This window comes from Pseudoalteromonas sp. McH1-7 (genome assembly GCF_013366255.1).
Classification (GTDB): domain Bacteria; phylum Pseudomonadota; class Gammaproteobacteria; order Enterobacterales; family Alteromonadaceae; genus Pseudoalteromonas; species Pseudoalteromonas peptidolytica.
In genome coordinates, this window is record NZ_JABWPQ010000007.1 from 68,111 (window position 1) to 92,304 (window position 24,194).

General features: G+C 43.0%; 26 protein-coding genes and 4 tRNA genes. 7 read left to right on the forward strand and 23 right to left on the reverse strand.

All coding sequences use genetic code 11. The features are described from left to right. Window positions 1-61: 61 nt before the first annotated feature. Window positions 62-2,077 carry an amidohydrolase family protein gene (locus HUZ36_RS06710; protein WP_176032422.1) on the reverse strand — a complete coding sequence of 672 codons (2,016 nt, stop codon included), beginning with the start codon at window positions 2,075-2,077 and terminating at the stop codon, window positions 62-64. A gap of 451 nt (window positions 2,078-2,528) precedes the next feature. Here HUZ36_RS06710 and HUZ36_RS06715 point away from each other — a divergent pair, with 451 nt between their 5' ends. From HUZ36_RS06715 to HUZ36_RS06730, 4 genes are all read left to right on the forward strand, one after another. Continuing rightward, window positions 2,529-5,003 (forward strand): EAL domain-containing protein, encoded by a 2,475-nt coding sequence (locus tag HUZ36_RS06715; protein WP_176032423.1) that lies wholly within the window; start codon window positions 2,529-2,531, stop codon window positions 5,001-5,003. A 72-nt stretch (window positions 5,004-5,075) separates the two neighbouring features. Next, window positions 5,076-5,510: a zinc uptake transcriptional repressor Zur gene (gene zur, locus HUZ36_RS06720; RefSeq protein ID WP_125250995.1), complete on the forward strand. Its 435-nt coding sequence runs from the start codon at window positions 5,076-5,078 to the stop codon at window positions 5,508-5,510. 79 nt (window positions 5,511-5,589) lie between these two features. Continuing rightward, a complete protein-coding gene (locus tag HUZ36_RS06725) occupies window positions 5,590-6,063 on the forward strand; it encodes a chemotaxis protein CheX (RefSeq protein WP_125250994.1) in 474 nt (157 codons plus the stop codon). Between the two features lie 22 nt (window positions 6,064-6,085). Then, on the forward strand, window positions 6,086-6,514 hold the full coding sequence (locus tag HUZ36_RS06730) for a secondary thiamine-phosphate synthase enzyme YjbQ (RefSeq protein ID WP_176032424.1): 429 nt from the start codon (window positions 6,086-6,088) through the stop codon (window positions 6,512-6,514). Between the two features lie 32 nt (window positions 6,515-6,546). On the opposite strand, the gene alr is transcribed toward HUZ36_RS06730, so the two are convergent. From alr to orn, 19 genes are all read right to left on the reverse strand, one after another. Continuing rightward, window positions 6,547-7,626, reverse strand: a complete 1,080-nt coding sequence (gene alr / locus HUZ36_RS06735; protein WP_128732449.1) for an alanine racemase — start codon at window positions 7,624-7,626, stop codon at window positions 6,547-6,549. Between the two features lie 19 nt (window positions 7,627-7,645). Further along, window positions 7,646-9,025, reverse strand: a complete 1,380-nt coding sequence (dnaB, locus tag HUZ36_RS06740; RefSeq protein WP_125250991.1) for a replicative DNA helicase — start codon at window positions 9,023-9,025, stop codon at window positions 7,646-7,648. A gap of 123 nt (window positions 9,026-9,148) precedes the next feature. Then, window positions 9,149-10,087: a DUF4097 family beta strand repeat-containing protein gene (locus HUZ36_RS06745; RefSeq protein WP_128732448.1), complete on the reverse strand. Its 939-nt coding sequence runs from the start codon at window positions 10,085-10,087 to the stop codon at window positions 9,149-9,151. Window positions 10,088-10,097: 10 nt separating this feature from the next. Further along, complete coding sequence (locus HUZ36_RS06750; protein WP_128732447.1) at window positions 10,098-10,577, reverse strand: hypothetical protein; 480 nt, start codon at window positions 10,575-10,577, stop codon at window positions 10,098-10,100. Further along, window positions 10,570-11,121, reverse strand: a complete 552-nt coding sequence (locus HUZ36_RS06755; protein WP_125250988.1) for an RNA polymerase sigma factor — start codon at window positions 11,119-11,121, stop codon at window positions 10,570-10,572. Before HUZ36_RS06755 ends, HUZ36_RS06750 begins: the two co-directional genes overlap by 8 nt. A 257-nt stretch (window positions 11,122-11,378) precedes the next feature. Beyond that, window positions 11,379-13,112 carry a DUF7305 domain-containing protein gene (locus HUZ36_RS06760; RefSeq protein WP_176032425.1) on the reverse strand — a complete coding sequence of 578 codons (1,734 nt, stop codon included), beginning with the start codon at window positions 13,110-13,112 and terminating at the stop codon, window positions 11,379-11,381. 4 nt (window positions 13,113-13,116) lie between these two features. Next, window positions 13,117-13,596, reverse strand: a complete 480-nt coding sequence (locus tag HUZ36_RS06765; RefSeq protein ID WP_176032426.1) for a PilW family protein — start codon at window positions 13,594-13,596, stop codon at window positions 13,117-13,119. Continuing rightward, complete coding sequence (locus HUZ36_RS06770; protein ID WP_147390762.1) at window positions 13,596-14,015, reverse strand: type IV pilus modification PilV family protein; 420 nt, start codon at window positions 14,013-14,015, stop codon at window positions 13,596-13,598. Before HUZ36_RS06770 ends, HUZ36_RS06765 begins: the two co-directional genes overlap by 1 nt. Beyond that, on the reverse strand, window positions 14,006-14,464 hold the full coding sequence (locus HUZ36_RS06775) for a GspH/FimT family pseudopilin (RefSeq protein ID WP_128731275.1): 459 nt from the start codon (window positions 14,462-14,464) through the stop codon (window positions 14,006-14,008). The genes HUZ36_RS06770 and HUZ36_RS06775 overlap by 10 nt, the downstream gene beginning before the upstream one ends. Continuing rightward, window positions 14,451-14,861, reverse strand: coding sequence for a type IV pilin protein (locus HUZ36_RS06780; protein ID WP_125250983.1), 411 nt, complete (start codon window positions 14,859-14,861; stop codon window positions 14,451-14,453). Before HUZ36_RS06780 ends, HUZ36_RS06775 begins: the two co-directional genes overlap by 14 nt. A 325-nt stretch (window positions 14,862-15,186) precedes the next feature. Continuing rightward, on the reverse strand, window positions 15,187-15,639 hold the full coding sequence (rplI, locus tag HUZ36_RS06785; protein ID WP_099640397.1) for a 50S ribosomal protein L9: 453 nt from the start codon (window positions 15,637-15,639) through the stop codon (window positions 15,187-15,189). 35 nt (window positions 15,640-15,674) lie between these two features. After that, complete coding sequence (gene rpsR, locus HUZ36_RS06790; RefSeq protein WP_002962753.1) at window positions 15,675-15,902, reverse strand: 30S ribosomal protein S18; 228 nt, start codon at window positions 15,900-15,902, stop codon at window positions 15,675-15,677. Between the two features lie 11 nt (window positions 15,903-15,913). Next, entirely contained in the window at window positions 15,914-16,243 is a 330-nt protein-coding gene (gene priB, locus HUZ36_RS06795; protein WP_088531731.1) for a primosomal replication protein N, read from the reverse strand. A gap of 38 nt (window positions 16,244-16,281) precedes the next feature. Further along, window positions 16,282-16,623 carry a 30S ribosomal protein S6 gene (gene rpsF / locus HUZ36_RS06800; protein WP_010368810.1) on the reverse strand — a complete coding sequence of 114 codons (342 nt, stop codon included), beginning with the start codon at window positions 16,621-16,623 and terminating at the stop codon, window positions 16,282-16,284. A 206-nt stretch (window positions 16,624-16,829) separates the two neighbouring features. Further along, a tRNA-Gly gene (locus HUZ36_RS06805) sits at window positions 16,830-16,905 on the reverse strand. A 206-nt stretch (window positions 16,906-17,111) separates the two neighbouring features. After that, window positions 17,112-17,187, reverse strand: a tRNA-Gly gene (locus HUZ36_RS06810). A 128-nt stretch (window positions 17,188-17,315) separates the two neighbouring features. Further along, window positions 17,316-17,391, reverse strand: a tRNA-Gly gene (locus HUZ36_RS06815). Window positions 17,392-17,439: 48 nt separating this feature from the next. Beyond that, window positions 17,440-17,515: transfer RNA gene (locus HUZ36_RS06820), tRNA-Gly, on the reverse strand. Window positions 17,516-17,677: 162 nt separating this feature from the next. Next, window positions 17,678-18,223, reverse strand: coding sequence for an oligoribonuclease (gene orn, locus HUZ36_RS06825; RefSeq protein WP_125252243.1), 546 nt, complete (start codon window positions 18,221-18,223; stop codon window positions 17,678-17,680). 161 nt (window positions 18,224-18,384) lie between these two features. On the opposite strand from orn, the gene rsgA reads away from it, so the two are divergent. The 3 genes from rsgA (at window position 18,385) to HUZ36_RS06840 (ending at window position 20,964) form a co-directional block, all read left to right on the forward strand. Continuing rightward, window positions 18,385-19,437: a small ribosomal subunit biogenesis GTPase RsgA gene (gene rsgA, locus HUZ36_RS06830; protein ID WP_147391243.1), complete on the forward strand. Its 1,053-nt coding sequence runs from the start codon at window positions 18,385-18,387 to the stop codon at window positions 19,435-19,437. An 86-nt stretch (window positions 19,438-19,523) separates the two neighbouring features. Continuing rightward, entirely contained in the window at window positions 19,524-20,390 is an 867-nt protein-coding gene (gene asd / locus HUZ36_RS06835; RefSeq protein ID WP_128731277.1) for an archaetidylserine decarboxylase, read from the forward strand. A 253-nt stretch (window positions 20,391-20,643) separates the two neighbouring features. Continuing rightward, window positions 20,644-20,964, forward strand: a complete 321-nt coding sequence (locus HUZ36_RS06840; protein ID WP_176032427.1) for a hypothetical protein — start codon at window positions 20,644-20,646, stop codon at window positions 20,962-20,964. 135 nt (window positions 20,965-21,099) lie between these two features. Here the strand turns inward: HUZ36_RS06840 and HUZ36_RS06845 are convergent, their stop codons facing one another. Genes HUZ36_RS06845 through HUZ36_RS06855 form a run of 3 tightly spaced genes read right to left on the reverse strand, consistent with a single transcriptional unit; the run spans window position 21,100 to window position 24,192 of the window. After that, window positions 21,100-21,843: a HesA/MoeB/ThiF family protein gene (locus HUZ36_RS06845; protein ID WP_176032428.1), complete on the reverse strand. Its 744-nt coding sequence runs from the start codon at window positions 21,841-21,843 to the stop codon at window positions 21,100-21,102. Continuing rightward, on the reverse strand, window positions 21,836-23,359 hold the full coding sequence (thiE, locus tag HUZ36_RS06850; RefSeq protein WP_176032429.1) for a thiamine phosphate synthase: 1,524 nt from the start codon (window positions 23,357-23,359) through the stop codon (window positions 21,836-21,838). The genes HUZ36_RS06845 and thiE overlap by 8 nt, the downstream gene beginning before the upstream one ends. 35 nt (window positions 23,360-23,394) lie before the next feature. Further along, window positions 23,395-24,192, reverse strand: coding sequence for a thiazole synthase (locus HUZ36_RS06855; RefSeq protein ID WP_176032430.1), 798 nt, complete (start codon window positions 24,190-24,192; stop codon window positions 23,395-23,397). Window positions 24,193-24,194: the final 2 nt, after the last annotated feature.

Here is a 24,194-nt window from a genome sequence, read left to right on the forward strand (position 1 = left end):
TGTTAGCCTCAGATTTACTCCTTCAAATTGAGCAACTATTAAGTCAAATTGGTATTACTATCTACTTTAGTGAGGGCGCGCTAGTAAATGGCTTCACTCCAATCGCTCGGTAGATTTCAGCAGGTTTAAAGGCTTGCTCGCCTTTGATCACCAAAGCTACCTTTTGCAATGCTGTAATGTCCTTGAGTGGATCGCCGTCCACCAACACTAAATCAGCTACTTTACCTTTGGCAATAGAGCCTGTTTGATGTGCAACCCCCATCAATTTAGCGCTCTCGATACTGGCCATATTCAGCACCTCCGCAGCTGGGATCCCCGCATCAACATAAAGCTCTAGTTCTCGGATCAGGGTAAAACCAGCTATGTTATCGGTACCAGGTACCATAGGCACACCGGCATCATAGAGTTTTTTCAGCATTTTCTGCATCGCTTCGCCTGACTCTTGATAACTGAGTTTAAACTGCTCATCAACATGCATCTCAGCCCCTTTCAAGCCGCGAGCAAATGCAATTGGCATATGCTCGGAGATAGCGGCAAATTCAGGATTGACTTTTTGATCTTCTGACATCAATAAACTTCTGAACGTCGATACCGTCGGATCAACAACCACCTTCTTATCACTGAGCAGCTTGATGAACGCATTCATCTCAGGGCTATCTAGTGATAAACCTGAAGCCTGCTCTCCCATTAGTGAAAAGCGTTTTTGTGTTCTGGTGTCGACCTCTTCACCCGCTAAAAAGTTAAGGAAAAGCATATTGATGTGCTGGATTTCATCATATCCATTTGCAATTGCTTGCTCAGCTGTCATAAAGGCGGGAACATGGCCGCTAAGCCTTAACCCTCGGCTATGTGCTCGCTCAGAAATAGGCTTCACCCAACTTGGATCTATTGAAGAGTACAGTTTGACTTGAACATAGCCATTGTCTGCGAAAAAGTCGATGGTATCCAGCGCCTCTTGCAACGACTTAACGCTCAACCCCGCTGAGTTTTCACTGTATTTATCCATAAAACCCGCACGATATACGCGAGATCCTAATACTTGATTAGTATTAAAGAGCGCTTCAATCTCCATAATGTTGTCGTGCTCATTACCCATATCTCTAACACTGGTCACGCCATTGGCAATATTAAGGATGCCGTTTTCTTTTGATAAATGACCGTGCATATCCCAAAGCCCTGGGATCAAAGTCTTTCCTTTGCCATCAATACTAGCCACCCCTTTTGGCTTCTTAATATGATTAGCGACTTCTACAATTTTGCCATCTTGGATCAATACATCTTGTTTTTTCAGCAGCTTTTTTTGTTCACTATCAAACACTGCAACATTTTCGATGAAAAGCTCAGGAACTTGGTGCGTCAGTTTCTTAGCAAGATTTTCAAGGTGCTGCTGTTCAGCTTGCTTTTGGATGGTCTCAAGCTGCTCAAACTGTGCTTTACTAAAACCATCACGTAATACATACATTGCTCCCCAAGTTTGTGCAAAATAATTACCATCATCGTCGTACCAAGCAAAGTTTGGTGTAAGACTAAGACCACTGGTCACTAATAAGTGCACAGTTTGCTCTCCAAGTTTGAGTGTTTTTAACTTCTCAATCAACATTTTACCTTGGGGGTATACATCTAATTCATATTGATTGTTTTTAAGCACATAACGCATTGTGGCGTTGTCTAGTGCTAGATGGAGATTAGATGGCACGTAAAAATCTAACGTTGCATCAGCTTTGATACCGGATTCATTGACACTTTTCCACTGCGCAATTCCACGGTTATAACTAAATGTCTCATCAATTTTTGAGCCAAATGCAGAACGCCCTTGAAGGCTGAGCTTGATAGGTAAGCCTTGCTCATTCAGTGTGAGGTTTTCATCGATTAAGATACGGCGGTTATTCCAACCAAATTCAATTTTTGCTTTGTAGTTTTGGTCATCGATTTTTTCTTGTGTAAGCGTTCCCGCCAATCCTTTTTCCGAGTAAACGTTATTCGTGATAGTTTCAGCCAGTGCTGCCCAGCTTTGTGCTGCAAGCGCACTTGCCACTAGCAGTGATAAGGTACGTTTTTTTATTATAGTTTTTGTCATTTTATTATTCCTGAATTTCCGTTTGCTATTATTCTGCTCTATTTTGGGGTAGAGTTCTGACCCTCATGTTACCCCCACACTCGCTAAAATCAAAGCATGAGAACTGTTACAATTCATGTGTAATTACAGAGAACTACGCATTTATTTGCTCTTACTTTAGCCACCTTTTATAGTCATGACGACTTTATCCTCCTCTCCTTGATAGGCTTCTTGAAAAATGATTTTAGTTTTGGTTTCGCGCCTAATTCTGAAGAGCCAGTTGCTATAATTATTACTGAAATGTGATACAGCCTTGAGTTAGTGAACTACACTATCTTTGATTGTTGACGATTCATCAATCAGCATAAAATAAGCTAGAGTGTAGCTCACCTGAAAGCCCCACAGACATAACACCTGTTTGGCTTGGCTACGGTAGAGGATTACGCGCATTGGACGTTTCATAACGAGACATATGAATAACAAAGCTATTGCCATTAACTTAAAACAAACTCTGACTTGGGGTACCGTACTCTGTGGCTTGCTGATCTCCTCTCTTATCATTGCTTATTCTTATGTAACCCAAAGAGATATGTTACTTAGTACATATCAAGCACAACTCACACAGAGCATGAGGCATTTAGGTAAACACCTATCCACTGAATTTGCCAAGGGCAATATCAGTCAGGTTAGCTTAACCCTTGAGGATTACTACTCAGATGATAAATATGCAGCCCTCTTTATAATTAAAAATGACTTGGTAATGAAACTGGATCCACAGTCAGAAGCTGGTTTTAACTTATTTACTCGCGTCATCAAGGAACATAATTTGGCTTCTGCGTTACACGCGCTTGACCTCTTTACGGTGTATATTCCCGAAAAGCAGTATTTTGTTACCGTTATTCCCGTATCCCCCACCCTCCCGGTTATTCATTCTGATGATTTGATCCGACTGGTTGCACTCTATGATGTCAGCCAGATCTACACTTCTCTAAAACAGCAATTTACCGCCAAAGCAGCTATACTCATTGCGTTTTTGGTGTTGTTAACCGCAGGTTTATTAAGCTTTACCCATTACTTTATTCATAGACCAATCAAAAGGCTGATTGATGTTGGACACGACCTTTCAACCAAATCACTCACCAGCCGTGTGCAGATAACTGGGCAAGGTGAGTTTGCAGTACTTGCTGAGCAACTGAATAAAACCGCGCAAACACTGGAGCAAAACTGGCAACAACAACTGCAAACCAACCAAGAACTGGCGCGTCGCCATGCACTGATGACAAGCGTCTTCCATGCCTTACCTGACTTGTTTTTTATTATCAATTCGGATAGCACTATTGTTGAGTGTCACACTGGTAAAAAAGATGATCTGTATCTTTCACCAGAACAGTTCATTCACAAAAAGATGGCTGATGTTTTACCTCATCATGCTGCTCGACAGTTTAACCAAGCAATAAATTCTGCAACTCAACAGCATCAGTTAACACAAATAGAATATCCATTGACTATTGACGGTCAGAACAAGCTATTTGAAGCGCGGCTTTCTCCAATCCCAAACAGCGAGCAGCTCGTTATTGTAGTTCGTGACATTACCGAAAAGAAAAAGCAAGAAGAAGTCATTTTACATCATGCCTTTTATGACTCACTCACAGATCTCCCAAATCGTTTTTTAGCCATGGAGCGATTAACGCAACAGCTGTCTACGGCACAGCGCAGTGAAGCACTGGCTGTTGTATTTTTTATAGACTTAGATGACTTTAAGCGGATCAATGACACCCTAGGTCATGAAATCGGAGATCAAGTTCTCGTCGCAGCAGGAGAAAGGTTTACCCTCTCAATACGGGAGCAGGATACTGTTGCCCGGCTGGGAGGTGATGAATTTATTATATTGATGAATGGTTTTGATCATGTCTCTGATATTACGTGTGTCGCCGATATGCTGGTTAAGTTGTTCCATGAACCCATTGAGCTCAATGATAGGGACTTTAATATTTCAATCAGTATTGGCGTTGCTGTCTATCCTCTTGATGCTGACACTCCAGCTGAATTGCTAAGTTGTGCAGACACCGCGATGTACAATGCAAAGAATAACGGTCGTAATGGCTATTGTTTTTACAACCAAGAGATGAGTCTGAAGCTATCACGACAAATTGCCATCGAAGAAGCACTAAGAATCGCACTAGCAGAGGATGAGCTCGAAGTTTTTTACCAGCCTCAATTTAACATTAATAATGGTGAATTATTCGGTGCAGAGGCGCTGTTACGTTGGCATAGTAAAACCCTCGGCTCGGTATCTCCTGCGGAATTTATCCCGATTGCCGAACAAAATGGGCTCATCATAGATATTGGTTTATTCGTACTGGCAACGACTATACAACAGGTTAATCAGTGGCAAAAGAGTTTACAGGCGAACCTAAAAGTGGCTATTAACCTCTCGCCTAGGCAGTTCAAAGACCCAAATTTAATTCAAAAAATAGCCCTCCTTGTTGATGATCGGTCTATAGCCAGTCACGATATTGAATTAGAAATAACCGAAGGAGTGCTTATTTCTGGACAGGCACAAGTAAAACAAGCATTGGATCAGCTTCATGAACTCGGGTTTAAACTTGCTCTTGATGATTTTGGCACCGGCTACTCTTCTCTTAATTACCTGCGTCATTATCCGTTTGATGTACTTAAAATAGATCAAAGCTTTATTGCTGATATGCTCGTCTCAACAGAGTCGCAGGCATTGGTCACTACTATTATTAACATGGCGCATAGCCTATCAATGAAAGTCGTTGCAGAGGGAGTTGAAACGTCAACACAACTAAAAATATTGCAACATTTGGCATGCGATTTTGGACAAGGTTACTTAGTTAGTAAACCATTAACGGCACAGCAATTTGAAGCTTTTTTTCGCACCCAAAATACCAACAAAAAAGTCATCGCACATTCTCGGTTATAATTTATCAGGGCAAAGACAAGACTAATAAAAATAATATGTTAGTATTGCAAGGCAGTGTAAGGATTTGAAATCATGAATATAGAGTTACTAGTTAGCAAAGCCAAGCAAGTATGTGATAACCGTGGTGCACGTTTTACCCCAATTAGAGAGAAAGTGTTTCGACTACTAGCCTCAAAGCAAGGTGGTGTAGGTGCTTATGATCTCCTTGAAGAGCTAAAGCTGACAGAGCCCGCAGCAAAGCCTGCAACCGTCTATCGCGCACTGGATTTCCTTTCTGAGTTGGGCTTTATCCATAAAATCGAAAGTACCAATGCGTTTATGCTTTGCCATCATTTCGACCATATGCACCCCGTGCAATTACTGATCTGTGACAGCTGTGGAAACGTTCAAGAGTTACACTCTAATACGATTTCTCATGAACTAAACAACCTAGCAGCTGAAACGGGGTTTATAGTCACCGAGCAGACCATAGAAGCTCATGGCCGTTGCGAAAATTGTAAAGATTAAGTGCAGTGGAGTAAAAAAACACTACACTTAATAAAAACAGCAACACAAATTTATTTAAAATGCGTAAGGGAAAATCCATATGAATGTAGAATTCATCAACCCCTTTTTATCATCTCTTATCAATGTATTAGCTACTATGGCACAAACTGAGCTAACCCCTGGTAAGCCAAAAGTCAAAAAAGATGAGGTAGCACAGGGTGATGTCTCGGGTGTAATTGGTATGGTTGGCCCACAAACAAAAGGCTCATTTTCCATCACATTTGAAGAAAACCTAGCATTGACTATTATGGAGCGGATGCTTGGTGAACGACCTGATTCAATAAACGAAGACGTCACTGATATGGTTGGCGAAATCACCAATATGGTTACTGGCGGTGCCAAAAATTTACTTGGCGAAAAGGGTTATGAGTTTGATATGGCAACCCCTATTGTTGTTTCTGGTGCAGGGCATACTATCACCCATAAGTGTGATGGCCCTAAACTCATTATGCCTTTTACCTCTGCTGACGGTAATGCCAATATTGAAGTCAGCTTCGATAAGCTCGCTCAGTGACGAAAAGATGTTTGTGTAGTCTATGAGTTGGATCCAAAAACAAATAACTCTAAAGCCTCGTAATCGAGGCTTCCATTTAATTGATGATGAAATCATCAGCCAGCTACCAGAATTACATCATTATGAGGTGGGGTTGCTGCATCTATTTATTCAGCATACCTCAGCCAGCCTGACGGTGAACGAAAATGCAGATCCTACAGTGCGTATGGACATGGAGAGCCACTTTAATCACTTTGTACCGCAGAAACAGAGTTATTATCGCCATGACTACGAAGGTGATGACGACATGCCGGCACATATTAAGTCGAGCACCTTAGGTTGCGAAATGACGCTCCCAATTTATCAAGGTTGTTTGCGGTTAGGTACTTGGCAGGGTATCTATTTAGGGGAACATCGCGACTACGGTGGTGCAAGACGCATCGTAGCCACATTACAGGGGCAAAGGAGTTAAAACCCAGTTTAACTCCTACTCTTCAATATCGCTTAGGTGATATATTCATAACTGACTCTGGGCGTGACATTACAGAGTAATTCATAAGCGATAGTATCCGCACATTGTGCAATTTCTTCCACCGGTAAGTGAGGCCCCCACATCTCGACTTCATCCCCGACAGCAATATCATCTAAGTTGTTACCGATATTCACACTGATCATATCCATAGATACAGAGCCGACAATACCGTAACGTTTATTTCTGATCACCACAGGTGTACCTTGCTTTGCATGACGAGGATAACCATCTCCGTAGCCCATTCCTATTACTGCAAGGTAGGTATCCTGCTCACTTTGCCAACGTCCACCGTAGCCTACTGCCTGATGGGCTTTAACGCGCTTAATCGCGATAACTTTGGTGGTCAATCGCATCACGGGTTGTAAACCATGTTGGTTACCAACGCAATCTAGCATCGGAGATACGCCATAAAGCATAAGTCCTGGACGGATCCAGTTCCCGTGAGAGCTGGGCCAACCAATTATACCAGCTGAGTTTGCCAAGCATAGTGGCGCGCTGTTACCAGACACTAACGTATCAAACAGCGTTTGCTGCTCTTGTGTTTTACTATCTTTTGTATCATCAGCACAGGCAAAATGCGTCATGAGATGGATTTGTTCGGCCACATTTTTAGAGCGTTTAAGACGAGAGTAAAAGTGTTCAAACTCTTCTGGCTCCACCCCTAAGCGGTGCATGCCAGTATCGATTTTTAGCCAGACCGTAAGCGGTGCATCTAGGTTTGCCTGCTCAATGGCTTCGAGCTGAGAAATGTCATGAACAATGGTTTGCAAGTTATTGGCTAGTAAAATAGGTAAATCTGAGGGATCAAAAAAACCCTCTAACAGCACAATTGGCTTTGTGATCCCACCCGTTCTCAGTGCTAACGCCTCGTCCACTCTAGCCACAGCAAAGGCATCTGCATCTTGGAGGTGCTGTGCTATTTTAACAAGTCCATGCCCATAAGCATTGGCTTTAAGTACAGCCATGACTTTACTGTTTGGTGCTAACTGTTGTGTTAACTTCAAGTTCTCTTTTAGCGCGGTTAAATTTATCTCAGCACTTGCTAATCGCATATTACTACTCAATTGAAGATTAATATTCGTCGTCTATTGCAGGGCCTGCATAGTTATCAAATCGAGAGTATTGACCTTGGAAAGTTAACCTAACCTTACCAATTGGACCGTTACGCTGCTTACCTATAATGATCTCCGCGGTTCCCTTGTCGGGACTATCGTCGTTGTAAACCTCATCGCGATAAATAAACATGATTAAGTCGGCATCCTGCTCGATGGAGCCAGATTCACGGAGGTCAGAGTTTACTGGGCGCTTGTCAGCACGCTGTTCTAGTGTACGGTTAAGCTGAGAGAGCGCAATAACTGGGCACTGGAGTTCTTTGGCAAGGGCTTTTAGTGAACGTGAGATCTCTGCAATTTCAAGTGTACGATTGTCAGATAAGCTAGGCACGCGCATAAGCTGGAGATAATCCACCATGATCATACTGATCCCACCATGATCGCGGGCAATACGTCTTGCTCTTGAGCGTACATCAGTGGGGGTAAGACCCGACGCATCATCAATATACATCTTGCCCTTTTCCATTAGCAGCCCCATGGTTGATGATAGACGAGCCCAATCATCATCATCTAATTGCCCTGTACGTACTTTGGTTTGGTTGATACGACCTAAAGAAGCAAGCATCCTCATCATGATTTGTTCTGAGGGCATCTCTAGCGAGTAGATCAGTACAGGTTTATCCTGCGTCATCGCAGCATGTTCAGCGAGGTTCATCGCAAATGTGGTTTTACCCATCGATGGACGCGCGGCAACGATAATAAGATCTGAAGGCTGCATACCCGCAGTCATCTTATCCAGATCACCATATCCAGTACTCACTCCTGTAACACCGTCTTGAGGAGACTGGTATAGCTCTTCAATTTTATCTACAGTTTTTTCTAAGATGTTATGAATGCTTTGTGGTCCCTCAGTGCTCTTGGTGCGCTGCTCAGCAATCTTGAACACCTTGCTTTCTGCTAAATCTAAGAGCTCGTGACTGTCGCGTCCTTCAGGGTTGAAACCAGCCTCTGCGATTTCATTGGCTACCCCTATCATTTCACGTACTACCGCACGTTCACGTACGATACTCGCATAGGCGTCGATATTTGCTGCACTGGGGGTATTTTTTGCAATTTCAGCAAGATAAGAAAAACCACCTATGGTTTCTAGCTGGTTGTTTTTCTCAAGGTTTTCAGAAATCGTGATTAAATCGATAGGTTGACCTAACTCTACCAACTTCTCCATAGCCTCAAAAATCAGTTTGTGGGTTCTGGTATAAAAGTCATGGGAAACCACCAATTCCGCAACACGGTCAAACGCTTCATTATCGAGCATCAAACCGCCCAACACGGACTGCTCGGCTTCAATTGAGTGCGGAGGAACTTTTAAGGTATCGACTTGTAGATCTGATTTAGCCATATCACAACATTGAAAAAGAGAAGGCCCTCTATTGTATCTGGTCTACTTACAAGTGCAAACCACAAAAGGCCAGAGTTTAGTTAAACTCTGGCCTTTTGTGGTGCTTGTATCCATCATGCGTGATTATTTTCGTTTTAATTCAATATTGCCACTGACAGTGTCGATTTCAACATCAGCATTACCACCGTTTAATACAAACTCAAGAGAGCGGGCTGGGCCATATTTGGCTTTTTTTGTCTCATCATCGCTTAATTCGTTGGTTATGCGTCCACCTGAATGAGCATTTATTTCAAATCGAGCTGACACATCACTCGGGAAATATAGTGCAATGTCTCCGCTCACACTCTCCATGTTAATTGCCGCATTATCTAAAAGCTTGTTGGTGTAGAGTTCAATCTCACCATTTACGGTCGATAAACGTAAATCTTTCAGCTCCGCCATTTTTAGCTCAACTTCACCATTTACGTTTTCTAGACGTAACTCCGTTGCTGTAGTTTGCGTTTTAATTTCACCGTTCACGGCGTTAAATCGTAGTTTCCCATTGGAGGCTACATCGTCAATATCACCATTTACTGTTTCAAACTGAATATTACCATTTAACTCTTGGCTATCTATGTCGCCATTTACAGTTTCTAGTGAGATCTTACCGCTGATCTTATTGACTTTGATATTACCGTTCACTGTTTTGATACTGGCTCCTGCGGTTAACTCCGCCGCTTCGACATCAACAATAACACCTTCAAAATCAAGCTCGCTGGTACTCGGCATATAAATCGTTAAATTCGAGCCACCACCTGTTCCCCAGCTATTGTAGCGTTTTGGCATTTCTACGATAAACTCTGTGATCTCACCCGAGGTCTCTAACTTATAGCCTTCGGCCTTATCATCAAGCTTGCCGCTCACCTTAAACAGGTTTTTATCCCATGTTTTAATGATGACATCACCACGTTGGTTCTCAATAATAACTTTGCCGTTAGCAGGGATGGACAGTTCTTTATCGATAGATTCTCCAGCCAATACCAATGTTGGCAGTGCTGCAAGGCCAAAAATTAATGCTTTCATTTTAGTTCTCCTAAATTTGTTGCCAACGAGGTTCATGAACCTTATTAATTAAATCGAGTTGCTGTTGATAAACCTGAGCAAGCATATTTAGTAGTGCAGCGTTTTCAGGGTCTTGCTTTAACGCAAGCTTTACTGCCTGCTCAGCTTGTTCAAGTTCTTGCAACTGAGTTTGCCAATCTGAGGTTAGGGCTGGTTGCGTCTCATACTGCACAAGCAAAGATTGTTTTTGCTGCTCAAAAAAAGCACTGATATTTGCCAATGAATCCTGTTTTGGTTGACTCATTATTACTTGCCAAGCAAGAAGACCCGCAAAAGTGCAAGCGGCAATACCAGAAAGCTTTTGCCAATTACTTTGTTTTGGCGACTGCACAGGCTGCGCTTGATTAATCGCGCGCTCAACACCTTGCCATAAATCGCGCTGCGGTGCTGGCTGCGACTGCTCATCATTCAGTGCGGTATGCATAAATTCATCAAATGATGGTTTAGTCATTGTTGTACCACTCCTGTAATAGATTTCTGGCTCTGTGATATTGCGATTTACTCGAACCTACAGCCATATTCAACATATTGGCAATTTCCTCGTGGCGATACCCTTCAACGGCATGTAATACAAAAACCAATCGCGCACGCTCAGGTAATCTCACAATCAGTTTGTCCAATCCGTTGAGCTCTCCAAGCTGCTCAGCACCTTGTTCATCAAGCCCCGATTGTTCAAAGCTCACCACCTTTTGAAACCAGTTTTTTTGCTTTCGAAGGTAGCTGATAGCAATATTACTCGCCACACTGTGGAGCCAGGTCGAAAATTGTGATTGCCCTTTAAATTGATCAATCTTTTGCCACACTTGCACAAAAACTTCCTGACAAGCATCTTCCGCGTGAGCAGGCTCAGCTAACAATCTCAGGCATAATGCATAAACTCGACGGTGGTGCTGTTCAAATAGCTCACGGAATGCACCTTGATCCCCCTGTTGACATCTAGCCACTAGCGCATCAGTTTGTTCTTGTGAAAATGCCGCTTTGGCATTAATTATCATGCGTTTGTTCCTTTGGGTTGATACTTCATCTTCGCATATCACATGAAACAAACAAAGCCACCAACGCCCAATTACTCATTTCAGCTTTTTCTTTAATACCAAATTGCTTAACTAAACTTTCTATTTTGAGCAAGTATCAAGACTAATTGGTATAAGTACAGGTTTAGACGCAAGCTAAATGAGAAATGGTTTAAAGAAAGATAAAAAAATGTGCAACAACTCAAATAATACCAATTTGCTTATGCGAATGAATGGTATCAATTTGATGCTTCTTGCTCTTCAACCTCATACGGTTTGTAGTGCCAGCCTTTGAAGATCAACTTCGGCTTTCCACCTGATGGTGGCTGCACACCAATTCCTGCATTTTTCAGTGCTTGGTCAAAGTGAATCCCAGTGCCGCCAGTACCAGTAATTGAAGCGCCTCGAACTGTCCCATAAAATTGTCCACTGCCATTTAGTAAGATAGTAGTCAAAGGCGAGTAAATTGCAGCGTACAAAGAAGAGGCCCCGCTAAACACAAATCCATTTGGCTCATCAAAAGAGGAGTAAACACTAAATACTGGTAATCCGCTCTCAGTCAACCCCTCTTGCTCTGCGACTACTTTTGCACTTGCACCAATTGACACTTTTCCCGTAGTAAAAACAGTGAGCGAGCTGCCTTTTTCGATCCAAATTTGGGTGTTCCCCGATAATGTCATGTCACCATCAACCAGCCAGATCACATCACCGCCAGAGACCTTTATTTGACCATCAGAACCAAGCTTTAAACTTTTAAATGGAAATGCTAGCTGAGTGCGTTCTGTTGCAGCTCCTAAGTTTTGATCGATGCCTTGAAATAAGTAAATTGCTTTTTCTTTGGCGACATAAACATGAGTGCCATTACGCTCATACACCGCCTGCTTTGGCTTAAAGTGTAAGATCTGTCGGGCGCCAACCTGTAAATCTGTATATTGATTATTAGGATCGATAATACTATTCATGTTGAACGGCAAAGCGAGCGGATCACATTCTTTATTGGGCTTAGCCGGATCATAATCTGGAGAATCTGGATCATAGACTTTTACCGGCTCAACCACTAAATCTTGCACCCTAAACCTAGGATCCGAGTAATGCACTCCATCTTGTAGCTGTAGCCCTGTATCTTTAAATTGACCACTACCGGCATACTGGATGTCAAAAGCATCCCCCTGCTGATTAAGTATCTCAGCGCCCCACTCCATTTGCGCATCTCCCATTGCGCGAACATAGCCAGTTATTTTTCCACCTCTATGTTTGAAAAAGCCACGGCTATAGACATTTCCCTCAACTCGAATACCACTGGATGAAGGCGAAATATCCACCCCAGTATTCGATCTTACATCGCCAAGGATCGGGGATGAACCTTTTAAATAGACTATCCCGGATGCTTGCACATCACCTTTAATTGGCGAATGTCCAGACAGCACTACATCAGCATCACCAACTACAGTATGCACATCGCCATCGTTGCTTTTGGTTTCTTCGTAAGTGCCTTTTGATGAATCATAGCTGTCTACTGCGCCACTACCTGATAGGTTAACACCTTTACAGCCTGTTACCGCATTTTGAAAAATAGATGCCTTTGGGGCTGGCTGTAGCTCAAAGCGTGCAACCAATCTATGATTGGCATGTTCACCATAGCGTTGACCTAAACTTTCAACGCTGAACTCATTACCACTTGTGGTTACCGATATATTAAAACGCGAGTCATTGATGGCACCATCACCTGTTGTACTAACGCCAGCAACCAATTGAGCAACACTCGTCGGGTTATTTATTAATGACTGCTCCAATCGCTGGCGGTATTCTCTTATCCCCTGCTCAGCTACTAATCGGGCATTAATATCTTTTTGGAAATTACCGCTTAATCTCTCTTGTACAACACCTTCCTTGAGAGAAGCAAATACGACAACACTCGCCATGCCACCAAGCAGCATCACCTTTACTAGTGTAAAACCTTGTTGTTGTTTCATTGTATTAGCTACCTAATCCAGCGTAAAAATTCATTTGTATGCCTGCACCATACTGCAAAGGAAAACGATTACCTTGGATTGTCACCGTGATCAGCTGGCCATTGATGGTAAATGCCAACCCTGTCACGCCTTTTAATAAATTCACATCTCCGCTGCCACGGTCACATACTAAATACTCACCTTGTAAAAAGTAACGCTCAGTATAATCAGTTGATGGAACGCTACCATCACAAGCAGGGACACCAGCTAACTGATCGATACGAATATCTGTCGCGGACACTGTAGGGATACTTTGTGTCTGTTTAATGCTGCGCATCATTACCCGATTGGTATAGCGAATGATTTCTTGTGAAGCAGCAAGTCCCTGGCTTGTTGTTACAGTCTCTTTAATTGACGTGTAAGACGCCGCTATTCCTGTAACTAATATCAGGCCAACCACCATAGCAATCATCAGCTCAAGCAAAGTATATCCTTTATGGCTCATCAGCTACCTCCTGGCGGTGGTGGGCATGTATTCGCAACATTTGGATAGCTAGCAGTTAAAGAAACTTGATTTTCTGCAGGATTGTCTACTCTGTTATCCTGCCAGCTCACCGTAATCTGCATTTTGTTACTATAAATCGCAGGCAGAATTAGCGTAAAACGATCATCAATTGGATGTAGTTGCTGGATCAAAGGGTTTGCCGCAGTCATATCACCATTATTGTGCTGTAACTCACACAGCAAAGGCCACATTCTTTCAATCGCGTTTTGCCCATGTATTAATGCCATAGTGTATTGAAAACTATTGGATGCAAACTGCAGTGACTTTAATTGTGTTGCAGCAAGGCCTAGCAGCATCAACCCCGCCACTAACATCGACACCACAACCTCAATAAGTGAAAACCCTTTATTTAGCTGCAATTTTGCTCTGCCTCACCTAACCAACTCTGACCGCTCACCAGTACGCACAACCGGTAGTCCTGCGTATTTGTCAGGTTATCTGTAATAAGTATATTATTTGTCGCTAATACTTCACCACTTTCGCGTACTATTTGGTCTGCCAATGCCACTTCTATTGAGCTGTGTTTAATCGTAAAACGGCCCACTTCTGTTAACTGACCATTTTCTGTCGTTTTAATTACCCAATCACCACTTTCAATAACCAAAGCAACTTGTTGTTCACGTCTGACGGCTTCGCTCCTAGCTAAACGAAAGATGGCCTGTAATTCATTGGCATGAGTAGTCACTCTATCTTGCTGAATTTGCTTAATAAAACTAGGTGCAGCTACTGAAGCCAAAATGGCTAAAATGGCCATAGAGATTAACAGCTCAAGCAAGGTAAAGCCGCGGCGACACTTACCAACAGTCATTATTATTTGCTCCTTGGTTTCCCTGATGGTTAATACTTAACACACCACATCTATCTGCTGCTTGTGCTTTACCTGCTATTGGTGTGGCAGTGAGCCGATAGCTTAAGTTTCGGTACTGACCAACAGCACCATTAGGTTTATCTAGTGGAATGTAAGCAAAGGAATACAGATCTGATTGTGGCAAATTAGGCATCAAGTCCGCATCAGGGTAGCCACCATTGCGACTATAAATGCGCTCTATCACAGCAGCAGTTTCTAGCAATTGTTGCTGTGCTTGAGAACGATTTGCATCTTGAACGTATTGCACATACGACGGATATGCAAAGCTTGCTGTAATCGTCACGATAGCCACTGCTATTAACAACTCAGTTAATGTAAAACCTTTATTCACAGGCATTTATATATTCCACCACCAATTTGATAGCGCTGTCATTAGACTTACTTTATGACAGACAAAAGACAAAGAAAAGGACAAGCCTATAATATGTAAACATAACATGAAGCAAAAGTTTCTAGAAAGGAAACCTATTACACCATATTACAACTGAACTACCTCGTTTTTCGAGGTATCCGTTAGCGAGAGGATCATCCATGTCATACCTGAAATTGGTATGAATAAGATTATTATTATGATTTTTTTTGAAGGGGCACTTAATATAGGTCAATTAAGTGATAAAAAGCCGTGTATAAAAACACACGGCTTTTTTGGGCTTAATTAAAAATTAAGCTTCAGCGATTACGATTACTTTGATCGTAGCTGTAACGTCAGAGTGTACTTGGATAGCTACGTCGAACTCGCCAGTCTCACGGATAGTACCAAGAGGTAGACGAACTTCTGACTTAGATACCTCAACACCTACTGCAGAGATAGCATCAGCAATATCGCGAGTACCGATAGAACCGAATAGCTTACCTTCGTCACCCGCTTTAGAAACTAGAGTTACTTCAGCTAGTGCTTCTAGTTTTTCAGCGCGTGCCTGTGCAGCAACTAGCTCTTCAGCGATTTTCGCTTCAAGCTCAGCGCGACGTGCTTCGAAAGTTTCAATGTTAGCTTTAGTTGCAGGAACTGCTTTACCCTTAGGGAATAAGAAGTTACGTGCGAAGCCAGATTTAACATTAACCTGATCACCTAGGCTACCTAGGTTTGCAATTTTGTCTAGTAGAATAACTTGCATGTCTCTACACCTTTTAAAAACTAGTAATCAGCTGCTTACTTGTGTAAGTCAGTGTATGGAAGAAGGGCTAGGTAGCGAGCACGCTTAATAGCAGTTGCTAGCTGACGCTGGTATTTAGCGCTAGTACCTGTGATACGGCTAGGTACGATTTTGCCACTTTCTGTTACGTAGTTTCTAAGAGTAGCCAGATCTTTGTAATCAATTTGTTGTACGCCTTCCGCTTTGAAACGGCAGAACTTACGACGTCTGAAATAACGTGCCATGAGTAATTTCCTCAATTAATTCTTTCAATATGTTGTGCGTGCAATACTAGCTGACTTAAGCCATTTCGGCTCTCGTGGCGATTTATAAAACCGCGAACTTGTAATGCTTGCCCAACGTATAAATGCTCAGTTTGGTTTCGGAACTGTTCTCCACTGGCAACCACTTGAATACGCACGTAGGCATTTCGAGTTAGGTCAGCCTCTAGCTGCATTGATTTGTGCTCAAGTACAAATATACAGTGCGGGATCCCAGCTGGGCTTTGACTAAATTTAGGTGTTTTACAAATCACGCCCGAGAGCAGATATTGATTGGTATACAGGTCAACCTGAGTACTCACCATTACCTCGAAAGGTTAGTCAAATCCGAAATCAACAACGATTAAGCAGAAGCTGCTTCTTTTTTCTCTTCTTTTGCAAGAGGAGATGCTTCAGTTACTGCATTTTTAGTACGCATAACTAGGTTACGAAGCACTGCATCGTTGTAGCGGAAAGAAGTTTCAAGCTCGTTGATTACTTCAGTTGGTGCTTCAACGTTCAATAGAACATAGTGTGCTTTGTGAAGCTTTTCGATTGGGTAAGCCAGTTGACGACGACCCCAGTCTTCTAGACGGTGGATAGTACCGCCAGCTTCAGTGATAGCACCAGTATAACGCTCGATCATACCAGGTACTTGCTCACTTTGATCTGGGTGAACCATGAATACGATTTCGTAATGACGCATGGATATTCCTTACGGTTAGTATAGCCTTGTCCCGTTTCGGCCAGTCGGGGTAAGGCAAGGAACGATAATAGTAGGGCCGAAAGAGCGCGTATTTTACGTGCCGAACTAAAATTAAGCAATCAGTTTATTGCAAAAATTTGGTGGAATATGGGTGTATTTTAAAAGCGAATAGGAAGTGTTTGATGAATATAGAAATTTAGAAGAGTTGGAGCGGCACACGAGGTTCGAACTCGTGACCTCGACCTTGGCAAGGTCGCGCTCTACCAGCTGAGCTAGTGCCGCATCACAATATTTAGCTCTGGATTTATTGGTAACTACGCAAGGTCGCGTTGATTACCTACTGCAGCTGAGCTAGTGCCGCATTACAATATTTAGCTCTGGATTTTTTGGTAACTACGCAAGGTCGCGTTGATTACCTACTGCAGCTAAGCTAGTGCCGCATCACAATATATTCTTTATTTTTACAGTCGAATATAAACTGAGAGGTTTGGAGCGGCACACGAGGTTCGAACTCGTGACCTCGACCTTGGCAAGGTCGCGCTCTACCAGCTGAGCTAGTGCCGCATCACAACTTTTAGCTCTGGATTTGTTGGTAACTCCGCAAGGTCGCGTTGATTACCTACTGCAGCTGAGCTAGTGCCGCATCACAATATACTCTTTAATTTTTACAGTCGAATACAAACTGAGAGGTTTGGAGCGGCACACGAGGTTCGAACTCGTGACCTCGACCTTGGCAAGGTCGCGCTCTACCAGCTGAGCTAGTGCCGCATCACATTATATTCTTTATTTTTTCAGTCGAATATAAACTGAGAAGTTTGGAGCGGCACACGAGGTTCGAACTCGTGACCTCGACCTTGGCAAGGTCGCGCTCTACCAGCTGAGCTAGTGCCGCATCACAATGTTTAGCTCTGGATTTGTTGATAACCACGCTAGGTCGCGTTGATTACCTACAGCAGCTGAGCTAGTGCCACGCTTGGGCTAAAAACCCCGCAGAGCTTGTCGTCTCAAGCGGGGCAGGATTCTACAAGATAAAATTTGCTTTGCAAGTATTTTTTTAAACTTTGAAGAATTTTTCTTGATACACCTTTAATTCCATAATGGAATCTTTGATGTCATCTAAGGCTAAATGGGAGCTTTTCTTTTTAATTTCACCTAATAACTCAGGTTTCCAACGTCTTGCTAGCTCTTTTATTGTACTTACATCTAGGTTGCGATAGTGGAAGTAAGCTTCTAGCTCTGGCATGTATTTGTTGAGGAATCGACGGTCTTGCCCAATCGAATTACCGCACATTGGTGAAGCACCTGGTGGTACCCACTCTTTCAAAAAGTCCAACGTCTGCTTGATTGCATCGGCTTCTGTGTATTTACTGGCTTTACAGCGATCGGTAAGACCTGAACGACCGTGTTGATTAGTACACCACTCATCCATTCCATCAAGGAGCTCATTACTTTGATGAATTGCCACTACAGGACCTTCAGCTAAAATATTGAGATCACCATCTGTTATCACCGTCGCGATTTCTAAGATTTTATCTGTTTTTGGTTCCAGCCCCGTCATCTCGAGATCGAGCCAGATCAAGTTTGATTCATGAAAAGACATACATTACCTTAGCGGTACTTTCCTTTAGATCCAATGCAATTAGATATATCATATTAGTTTAAACACTCGACCTAAAGCTTTTTTTACCATGCACGGCGTTTTATTGATTTATAGCCTAAATTTAAACGCTCTGCACGCTCAAGCTTAAACAGATTATAGACATGGCAAAGAAAAAGAAACTCAGTAAAGGCCAATCCCGACGGATTAGAGCTAATCATCAGAAGCGTATCGATAAAGCGAAAGGGACAGAAGTGTCTGATGTTTCATGGCAAAATGACAACCTAGGACCAACAGAAGCGGCAGTGGTGATCAGCCGCTTCGGGCAACATGCAGATATAGAAACCACAGAGCAAGAGATTTTGCGTTGTAATATACGCCGCACCGTGAGCAGCTTGGTTTGCGGTGACGAAGTTATTTTTCGTCGTGCCAAGGTCAGTGATGGCGACCTAGCCGGAGTCATTGAGGCTGTACATGAAAGACGTACACAACTTACTCGCCCCGACTTTTATGATGGTGTAAAAGTCGTCGCTGCCAATATCGACCAGATATTGATGGTATCAGCAGTTGTGCCTGAGTTTACCCCACAGATCATTGACCGCTATTTGGTTGCTTGTGAAGACATGGGGATTGAGCCAATTTTGTTACTAAACAAAATTGACTTGCTCGACCAAGAAAGCTTGGATTACGTTGATGAAGTGTTAGATATCTATCGTGAGCTTGGTTATCGCGTGCTGTTAGTCAGCACCAAATCAGGTGAAGGCATAGATGAGCTGAAACATATCTTAGAAGACAAAAATAATATTTTTGTTGGTCAATCTGGTGTGGGTAAATCGACGCTCGTTAATACTGTACTCCCAAATGCCGATATCCTGACCAAAGAAGTCTCCGAAAATAGCGGCTTAGGGCAACATACAACAACAGTATCACGCTTACATCACCTCCCCTCTGGCGGAAACTTAATTGATAGCCCGGGGATCCGTGAGTTTGGCTTATGGCATCTAGAAGTTGAGCGAGTGACTTGGTGTTTTAAAGAGTTTAGAGAATTTATTGGAGGTTGTCGTTTTAGAGACTGCAAACACCTCAATGATCCCGGGTGCCTTATCCAAGAAGCCGTCGATGAAGGAAAAATCAGCGAACTGCGCTTTGAAAGCTACCACCGCATTTTAGAGTCTATGGCAGATGGTCGCGCAGGTGCGCGAGCTCCGAGAGTCTGATAATATTTGCTAAATTGGCTCAACCCGTTGAGCCCAACGGCTACTAAGTACCTTAGTGGCAAGACTACAATTAGGAACTGTTAAAAGTGAATTTGGATAAACTAAAAATTGCCATGCAGTATGCATTACCTAAACATGCGGTTTCTCGTTTGGTTGGTAAGCTTGCAGCAGCAGAAGCCGGTGCATTAACAACAAAGCTTATTAAGCTATTTATCAAACAATATAAAATCGACATGAGTGAAGCTCTGCACGAAGATCCAGCTCACTACAAAACCTTCAACGAGTTTTTCACTCGCCCTTTGAAACCAGGGATCCGTCCTCTTGCTGAAGAAAGCAATATTTTAGCTCACCCTGTTGATGGTGCGATTAGCCAGTTAGGTGACGTTGTCGATGGTCAAATCATCCAAGCTAAAGGCCACAACTATAGCCTGCAAACTTTACTTGGCGGCAAAGAGGAAGATTTTACCCCTTATATAGGTGGTAAGTTTGCCACTATCTATCTTGCACCAAAAGATTACCACCGTATTCATATGCCAATTGATGGCACACTGCGCAAGATGATTTATGTGCCTGGTGATTTATTTTCGGTAAATCCTTTGACTGCACAAAATGTGCCTAACTTATTTGCGCGCAACGAACGTGTAGTTGCCATTTTTGATACTGAAATTGGACCTCTTTCTATGGTATTGGTAGGTGCAACCATAGTTGCCAGTATTGAAACTATTTGGGCAGGGACCGTCACTCCGCCTGCGGGTAGAGATGTGTTTACTTGGACATATCCAGAGACTGGTGACAATGCAATTAAGCTGAAAAAAGGCGAAGAAATGGGTCGCTTTAAGCTCGGCTCAACAGTGATCTTAGCGTGGGGCGCTGAAAAAGCGGACTTCCTTGACGGTCAAAACCCAGAAACAGTAACACGTATGGGTACACCGTTTGCAAAAATAGCAGAGTAAATTACTGTGAATGTGGCGGCCTGTTTTTCCTCACTACAGGCTTCCATATTTAAGTTTTCAAAGATGTCGTTTAGACCACTTTTTAGAACTCAAATATTTGGGCAGCTAATAATTAAAGTGCGGTACTTAGAAACAATATTAAATTTTAACTTTTCCCCTTATCTAAAGTAACTCCACAGCACAGAGAAAGTAGCATTGACAACGTTGAAATAACTTCGTAGTTATAGGTTTTGACCTATAAAAGGATAGTTAAATGAAAAGTACTCTACAATCAGTGCTCACTCTTGTTTCACTTTTTACTGCTACAGGCTCTGTTGCTCAATGTATTATGAATGAGCAAGGTTATGCCAATGTTTCAGGTAGTTACATCTGTACTAGCGTTTGTCAAAGTGAAGGAAAGGAAGCTTATGTCACACAAAAAGGAGAAAAGCTTTTATTCATTAATGAAGCTTTAGAAAAAACACCTGGGGTTATATCTAAGCTAGAGGGCACTGCTAACAATATTACCTTTAAGATTACGAACAATTGCCAGCAAATTGAATTTAGTAATGGCACAGTTTGGCTTCGGAAATAGCTCCGTTCAAAGTAAAATTGCTTTAGCTTAGAATAAACTTCATTTTTAAATAAACCCCAATCATTAAATGAATTTTAATAATTGGGGTTTTTTTGGCTTTATGTATTACTATTTAACCTTATACAACGGTTATGATTAGCTGCACTCGCTACAGCTATCTTCCTTGACTAGTAGTAATTGGTGCTGAACTAGTGTCAGCGCATCTATGTAAGAAAAGTAACTCCCTTGATGATGTCCAAGTAGCACGTTTACAGCAAGTAATGCCTGCTGCGCGCCAATGATCCCAAGTATTGGACTCAATACGCCAAAGTTACCGCAGTTTTCCGTTGGAGCTTGTGAGTCTGTTGGGAAAATACAAGCATAGCAAGGTGACTTGGCTCTAAAATCAAAGCACATTAATTGCCCTTGGGTGGCAATAGCTGCGCCTGCTATCAGCACCTTATTTGTTTGATAACAGTACTTATTGAGCAAATAACGGGTAGTAAAGTTATCACTACAATCTAATATAACATCGGCCTCACTAAGCAACTCAGCTATATTTTCTTGGGTCAAGCGTGCATTAATCGGTGTAAGTGTTATGTCGTTATTGAGACTCGCCAGCACCTTTGCCGCAGCTTTAGCCTTTTGCTGGCCTAAGTGATTCACTTTATACAAAATTTGCCGCTGTAGGTTAGACAACTCAACTTCATCGTGATCAATAAATGTAAGCTTACCAATGCCACTGGCAGCAAGATAAAACAGCGCTGGACTTCCCAGCCCGCCGCACCCAACAACGGCAACATGTGCCTGCTTTAAAGCCAACTGTCCTTGTTCGCCGACCTCTTTTAATAGCAAATGGCGACTGTATCTTAGCCGCTCTTTGTCACTCAGCTCAGTCATGCTGTGTCATCGCCTGTTTTAGTTCAAGTACAGCTTGCTGTGGGTCTTGGGCTTCAGTAATTGCTCTGACCACCGCAATACTAGAGACGCCTGTTGCAACCACTTCCTGTGCTCGGCTAAGATCAATACCACCAATGGCGACGGTTGGATAGACAGGCTCCATCAAAGGAACAAAGTGCGTCAGCTTTTCAAGCCCTTGGATTTGACCTGTCATGTCTTTGGTTGTCGTTGGATAAATTGCACCAAAAGCCAAATAACTGGGACGATAGTTATGCGCTCGGAGCATTTCATAAAAACCATGGGTAGAAATACCTAAGCGCAGCCCCGCTTCTTGAATAGCAGCTAGGTTTGCTTTATCAATATCCTCTTGGCCTAAATGAATGCCATACGCACCGTGTTTAATTGCTAACTGCCAATAGTCATTAATAAACACCTTTGCACCGTACTTTTGTCCAAGTGCTATGGCAGTTTGTATTTCTGCTTCAAGATTGGCTTGCTCTGGGTCTTTAATCCGCAGCTGAACCGTATCGACCCCCATCGCGAGGCACTTTTCCACCCAATCCGTGCTATCTACCACAGCATAAAGTCCAATGGGGTCGTCAATGCTGGCAAAACCTGCGGCAAAGTTAAACTCCTCTGGTAAGGTAAACTCTAATTCGTCCGCAAGCCAAGATCCCGCTTCAACCACTTGAGGGTAATCATTGAGCGTCACAGGGAATCCCGTGTGCGCTACAGGTCCCACCCCTTCCCCATATCGTATTGCCGCTTTTAATCCCGCATTGATATAGGCTTTACCAAGAATAAAGGCATCTTTAAACGGGTAGCCCTTAGCGATACAAGATGCCATAACTGACGATAAACTACACCCCGTGCCATGACTATGTGGGGTTTGAATTTTTTCGTTTCCGAGCCAATATTCAGTATCCGCTTCTACGCCATAATCAATGCAGTAACCTTTCGGGTAATCCCAATGTCCCCCTTTAATGATCACCGACTTTACACCGAACTCTCGCAGTTTGGCAGCCGCCTCTTTTACCGCCTCCGGGCCAATTAAATACACGCCAGTCAGCAGCTGAGTTTCATGCGTATTGGGCGTTATAACATCCACCAGCGGTAACAAGTGGGTTTTTAACGCATCAACCGTATCCTCTTCCGTTAACGCGTCCCCACTGGTCGCAATGGCAACAGGGTCGTAAACCACGATTGGCGGCTTTACCCATGTTGCTTTGTAATGTGTTAAATGCTCAGCAATAAGTTGGATTTGTTGCACATTGGCAAGCATGCCAATTTTTATCACTGTCGCAGGCATATCTTGCGAAAGTGCTGTTAGTTGAGATTCGATAACTGTAGTAGAAACAGGATTTAACGCCTCAACTCCTAAACTATTTTGCGCGGTTAGCGCCGTTATTACTGTACAGCAATGGACATTAAAGCTCTGCGTTGCTTTGAGATCAGCCTGAATGCCTGCGCCACCACCAGAATCAGAGCCTGCTATACTCCAAACAATATGTGACATAAAAAAGCTCCCTATGTAGTTATCCGCAACTCAAGTTAATTTGCATGCCAAAAAGGCATCCCAAGGGTTGGTGTAGAGGGCGATGCCACCTCTTTTTGCGGCATTGCTTTTGCTAAATAAGATAGACGCCCTGCGACTGTGCTGGCTTCAAATGCTTTTGCCATAGTAATAGGACAACCCGCCCCAGCCACCGCCGAATTAAGTAATACCGCATCATAACCCAACTCAAGTGCCTGACAAGCATGAGACGGCAGGCCAAGCCCGGCATCGACAATCAAGGTTTGATGAGGCAAACGTGTGCGGATAGTTTGCAAGTTATATGGGTTTAACAGCCCTTTCCCTGTACCAATTGGTGCGCCCCAAGGCATTAAAACCTCGCAGCCTAACGCATCCAAGCGCTGACACAACACCAAATCATCAGTGCAATAAGGCAACACTTTAAAACCGTCTTTTAATAAGATTTCGGTGGCTTCGAGTAATGCAATTGGATCTGGTTGCAGGTTATATTCATCGCCAATAAGTTCAAGTTTAATCCAATCAGTGGCAAACACTTCTCGACACATCTGTGCCAGTGTCACCGCTTCTTTTACGCTGTGACAACCTGCGGTGTTCGGCAAGACGCGTAGTCCTATCTCCTTGATTAGCGACCAAAAGTCATCACCAGCCTGCTTTGTTTGCTGGCGTCTCAGCGACACAGTAACAATTTCAGCACCCGAGGTGGCGATAGCCGCCTGCATGACTTCAGGAGAAGGATAAAGCGCTGAGCCAATTAGCATTCGACTCGTAAATTGTTCACCATAAATGGTAAGTGGCGTATCAGCCAAAGACTGCATAA

What these genes read in the sequence shown, in the direction of transcription:
- HUZ36_RS06710 (WP_176032422.1), bottom strand. Translation starts at nt 2,077, where the DNA reads ATGACAAAAACTATAATAAAAAAACGTACCTTATCACTGCTAGTGGCA.
- HUZ36_RS06715 (WP_176032423.1), top strand. Translation starts at nt 2,529, where the DNA reads ATGAATAACAAAGCTATTGCCATTAACTTAAAACAAACTCTGACTTGG.
- zur (WP_125250995.1), top strand. Translation starts at nt 5,076, where the DNA reads ATGAATATAGAGTTACTAGTTAGCAAAGCCAAGCAAGTATGTGATAAC.
- HUZ36_RS06725 (WP_125250994.1), top strand. Translation starts at nt 5,590, where the DNA reads ATGAATGTAGAATTCATCAACCCCTTTTTATCATCTCTTATCAATGTA.
- HUZ36_RS06730 (WP_176032424.1), top strand. Translation starts at nt 6,086, where the DNA reads ATGAGTTGGATCCAAAAACAAATAACTCTAAAGCCTCGTAATCGAGGC.
- alr (WP_128732449.1), bottom strand. Translation starts at nt 7,626, where the DNA reads ATGCGATTAGCAAGTGCTGAGATAAATTTAACCGCGCTAAAAGAGAAC.
- dnaB (WP_125250991.1), bottom strand. Translation starts at nt 9,025, where the DNA reads ATGGCTAAATCAGATCTACAAGTCGATACCTTAAAAGTTCCTCCGCAC.
- HUZ36_RS06745 (WP_128732448.1), bottom strand. Translation starts at nt 10,087, where the DNA reads ATGAAAGCATTAATTTTTGGCCTTGCAGCACTGCCAACATTGGTATTG.
- HUZ36_RS06750 (WP_128732447.1), bottom strand. Translation starts at nt 10,577, where the DNA reads ATGACTAAACCATCATTTGATGAATTTATGCATACCGCACTGAATGAT.
- HUZ36_RS06755 (WP_125250988.1), bottom strand. Translation starts at nt 11,121, where the DNA reads ATGATAATTAATGCCAAAGCGGCATTTTCACAAGAACAAACTGATGCG.
- HUZ36_RS06760 (WP_176032425.1), bottom strand. Translation starts at nt 13,112, where the DNA reads ATGAAACAACAACAAGGTTTTACACTAGTAAAGGTGATGCTGCTTGGT.
- HUZ36_RS06765 (WP_176032426.1), bottom strand. Translation starts at nt 13,596, where the DNA reads ATGAGCCATAAAGGATATACTTTGCTTGAGCTGATGATTGCTATGGTG.
- HUZ36_RS06775 (WP_128731275.1), bottom strand. Translation starts at nt 14,464, where the DNA reads ATGACTGTTGGTAAGTGTCGCCGCGGCTTTACCTTGCTTGAGCTGTTA.
- HUZ36_RS06780 (WP_125250983.1), bottom strand. Translation starts at nt 14,861, where the DNA reads ATGCCTGTGAATAAAGGTTTTACATTAACTGAGTTGTTAATAGCAGTG.
- rplI (WP_099640397.1), bottom strand. Translation starts at nt 15,639, where the DNA reads ATGCAAGTTATTCTACTAGACAAAATTGCAAACCTAGGTAGCCTAGGT.
- rpsR (WP_002962753.1), bottom strand. Translation starts at nt 15,902, where the DNA reads ATGGCACGTTATTTCAGACGTCGTAAGTTCTGCCGTTTCAAAGCGGAA.
- priB (WP_088531731.1), bottom strand. Translation starts at nt 16,243, where the DNA reads ATGGTGAGTACTCAGGTTGACCTGTATACCAATCAATATCTGCTCTCG.
- rpsF (WP_010368810.1), bottom strand. Translation starts at nt 16,623, where the DNA reads ATGCGTCATTACGAAATCGTATTCATGGTTCACCCAGATCAAAGTGAG.
- orn (WP_125252243.1), bottom strand. Translation starts at nt 18,223, where the DNA reads ATGTCTTTTCATGAATCAAACTTGATCTGGCTCGATCTCGAGATGACG.
- rsgA (WP_147391243.1), top strand. Translation starts at nt 18,385, where the DNA reads ATGGCAAAGAAAAAGAAACTCAGTAAAGGCCAATCCCGACGGATTAGA.
- HUZ36_RS06840 (WP_176032427.1), top strand. Translation starts at nt 20,644, where the DNA reads ATGAAAAGTACTCTACAATCAGTGCTCACTCTTGTTTCACTTTTTACT.
- HUZ36_RS06845 (WP_176032428.1), bottom strand. Translation starts at nt 21,843, where the DNA reads ATGACTGAGCTGAGTGACAAAGAGCGGCTAAGATACAGTCGCCATTTG.
- thiE (WP_176032429.1), bottom strand. Translation starts at nt 23,359, where the DNA reads ATGTCACATATTGTTTGGAGTATAGCAGGCTCTGATTCTGGTGGTGGC.
- HUZ36_RS06855 (WP_176032430.1), bottom strand. Translation starts at nt 24,192, where the DNA reads ATGCAGTCTTTGGCTGATACGCCACTTACCATTTATGGTGAACAATTT.